This is a genomic window from Candidatus Binatia bacterium (assembly GCA_036382395.1).
Taxonomy (GTDB): Bacteria; Desulfobacterota; Binatia; order HRBIN30; family HRBIN30; genus JAGDMS01.
Window position 1 is genome coordinate 1 of record DASVHW010000249.1, and the last position, 2,845, is coordinate 2,845.

The 2,845-nt window shown below is 62.1% G+C and carries 3 protein-coding genes; 2 read left to right on the plus strand and 1 reads right to left on the minus strand.

Translation table 11 applies throughout. From position 1 onward, the window contains the following. Both VF515_11590 and VF515_11595 read left to right on the plus strand, forming a co-directional pair. On the plus strand, nucleotides 1-401 hold a 401-nt coding region (locus VF515_11590), incomplete at its 5' end, for an L-2-amino-thiazoline-4-carboxylic acid hydrolase (protein ID HEX7408276.1). Nucleotides 402-667: 266 nt separating this feature from the next. Next, the gene (locus tag VF515_11595; protein ID HEX7408277.1) at nucleotides 668-2,137 is read left to right on the plus strand and encodes a HAMP domain-containing sensor histidine kinase; all 1,470 of its coding nucleotides are present in this window, start codon (nucleotides 668-670) and stop codon (nucleotides 2,135-2,137) included. On the opposite strand, the gene VF515_11600 is transcribed toward VF515_11595, so the two are convergent. Next, nucleotides 2,057-2,845 (minus strand): MFS transporter (locus VF515_11600; protein ID HEX7408278.1); only part of this gene is annotated, 789 nt, incomplete at its 5' end. The two genes, VF515_11595 and VF515_11600, sit on opposite strands and share 81 nt — an antisense overlap.

Sequence of the window (2,845 nt, forward strand, 5' to 3'; positions counted from 1 at the left end):
GCGCGAACCGTCTGGTCATCAACGCTTTGCGTGAGTGGTCCCGAGATGTGTATCGCCGCGCCGGTGAGTCGATGGCGGGCAGCCCCAAGGAGAAATGGGCGGTGCTCACCGCGGAAGCGGCTCCGAGAATCGGAAGCGACATCGATATGCAGATGCTCAAGGGTGAGCCCGAGGCGATGGAGTTCAACGTCATGGGCTGCCGCTACGCCGACTTCTTTCGGCAGCTCGGAGAGCCTGAGCTGGGCGCAGTGCTGCTCTGCGAGATCGACGACCATGTGGTCGAGGTCGCTGGCCCAGAGGTCGAGCTGACGCGCACGCAGACGATCATGAAGGGCGCCAGCTACTGCGACTTCCGCTATCAGATGAAAAGTGGCGATGGTCCAAAGTCCGGTACCGTCTGATCGTGCCGCCAAGCAGATCCTGCCACGGAATTCCGGACGCCACCTTCGCCTGCATCTCCTTCTCAGCGTCGGTTGGTTGACAGACCGTCCAATTTGGGACCGCGGGAGGCACACTGCCTCGTCTGTGTCTGCGCGGCTGATGGCGGTGGTTTAGACAGGCGTTGGGCACAGCACTTGCTCGTTGGGCCTTGGAGTCTACTGGTGCTGTGACCACACTGACCGCAAGAGCGTACCAAGCTGACAGGCGACGGCTGTTCCATCGGCGCATGGTAACCGCGAGCATTCTCGCCATCGTGCTCATCCCGGGCTTCGGTGTCGCCGATTATTTCATGTACCGGCCCCATTTCGCCATCCTGTTCGGCACCCGCTTGGTGTCCCTGGCTATGAGCGGTGCGATTCTCGGCTTGCTCCAGGGTCGCTTCGGAAGGCGGCATCCAGGTTGGCTCGGCATGGCGTTGGGCGTTGAGGCCGGACTCGCGATTGCGGTTATTCCAGTCTACCTCACCGGCGTCGACACGTCGCACTACGTCGGCATGGCGCTGCTGATCCTATCCGTCGCGGCGATGCTCCCATGGGAGCCTCTCCAGCTCACGCTTCTTGCGATCCTGCTTGCGGCCATGTTTGTAACCGGCGCACTGCTCAATGGCGTGATTCCAAGCCTCACAGGATTCGTGACTCAGGTCTCGGCCATCCTGGTCGCGGGGGCGATCGCGCTGGTCATCAGCCTGCTGACTGAACGCATGCGCCGCTGGGAATTTGCAGCCCGCCGAGCCTTACAAGCGGCCTCCAAGGAGAAAACACGCCTCATTGAGCATCTACGGCAGACGACCGCCGAACTCGAGATGCTCAATTACGAAATGGAGGATCTTCTGTACGTCTCCTCTCACGACTTGCGCGCCCCGTTGATCAATGTGCAGGGGTTCGCCAACGAAATAAGCACGGGGCTGTCGGACTTGGGTGCCTATAGCAGCGATGCCCCTGAAGCGGTGGGTATTCGTACAGAGATTCAGGAATCGCTGCGCTTCATCCGGAGCGCCGTGAGCCGGATGGAGGCCCTCATCGCTGGCCTCCTGAAGGTGTCACGGATCGCCAGCCGCACCGACCCCACCGAAGAGGTGCGGCTACAGCATGTCGTCCAAACGATTATCGACTCGTTCCGCTACCAGCTCGAACAGCACCGCATAACTGTCAACGTTGGTCACTTGGCCACGGTGCGAGGCGATCCGGACCGGCTCAATCAAGTCTTTAGCAACCTCGTGGACAATGCGATCAAGTACATGGGGGAGAGTGCGCGCCGCGAGATCGAGATCGGGATGCGCAATGGGAATGGCGCCCCACCCGTCTTTTTCGTCAAGGATACGGGACCCGGAATTCCGGCCGAGAGCCAGGAGATCGTCTTTCGCTTGTTCCGTCGATTGGCGAATGGCGTACCTGGAGAGGGACTCGGGCTCACAATGGTCCGAAAGATCATCGAGAAGCACGGCGGCCGGATCTGGATCGAGTCGACTCCCGGAGAGGGAACCGCCTTCTGTTTCACGCTCGGCAGCCGAGTCCGGGCGCGACGCGGCGACGACGCAGAATGGGAAGCGCCTGGACACGCTAGCCCGACTGCCGCACCGCCGAGCTCGGTCCTCACACCGATACCCGAGCCCGCATCACAATGCTCTCCGACGCAGCGCCCTCGCGGGCGCTCCGCACCGGTAGAACAACACGCAAGCAATCGCCGGCGTCAGTGACGCAAGCGCGAACATCGGGCGGTAGCCGAAATGTTCGGCGGCGGCGCCGAAGATGAAGGCGCTGCTCGTCACCCCGAAGTTGAACGAGCCGTTGAAGAGCGCCTGGGCTCGGCCCATGTGTGCCTCAGCCGTCATGTCGACGAGAAACGCGTGCAGCGTCGGATAGCTGATGCCCTGCGCCGATCCAAACAGCGCACCGGCGCACACCAGCATCGGGATGCCGTGCACGAAGGCCATCGTCAGAATCGAACCGGCGAGGACCAGGAGCGTCGGCATGATGATCGCGCGACGTCCGAAAGAGTCCGACAGACCGGCGCCAACAAAGCGCGTCAGGATTGCGGTTGTGGTATACGCCGCGAAGAAGACCCCGACACGTCCCAGCCCCTCACCATGAATGAACGTTGGCGTGAACGTCATCACTGTCCCGAACCCCATGCCCGAGAACACCATGGTCGCTGCTACAACCCACTGGAGACGATCGAAGTGCCAGGGAGCAGGGTGCGCACCAGGCGACCGCACCACAATCCCGGGTGGCAACCGGATTGCCACCAACAGCGCGACTAGAGTCCATCCAATGGTGACGGCGAAGAGCGCGTGAAATCCCAGACGCCGGATGATTTCCTCACCGGCAGCCGGTGCGATGGCGTGCGTGAGCAAGACGGAAAGTCCAAAGACCCCGAGCGCCTGCGCCCGCCGATCTTGTGGTGC

Coding starts and splice junctions, on each gene's coding strand:
- VF515_11595 (HEX7408277.1), top strand. CDS start 668: ATGGTAACCGCGAGCATTCTCGCCATCGTGCTCATCCCGGGCTTCGGT.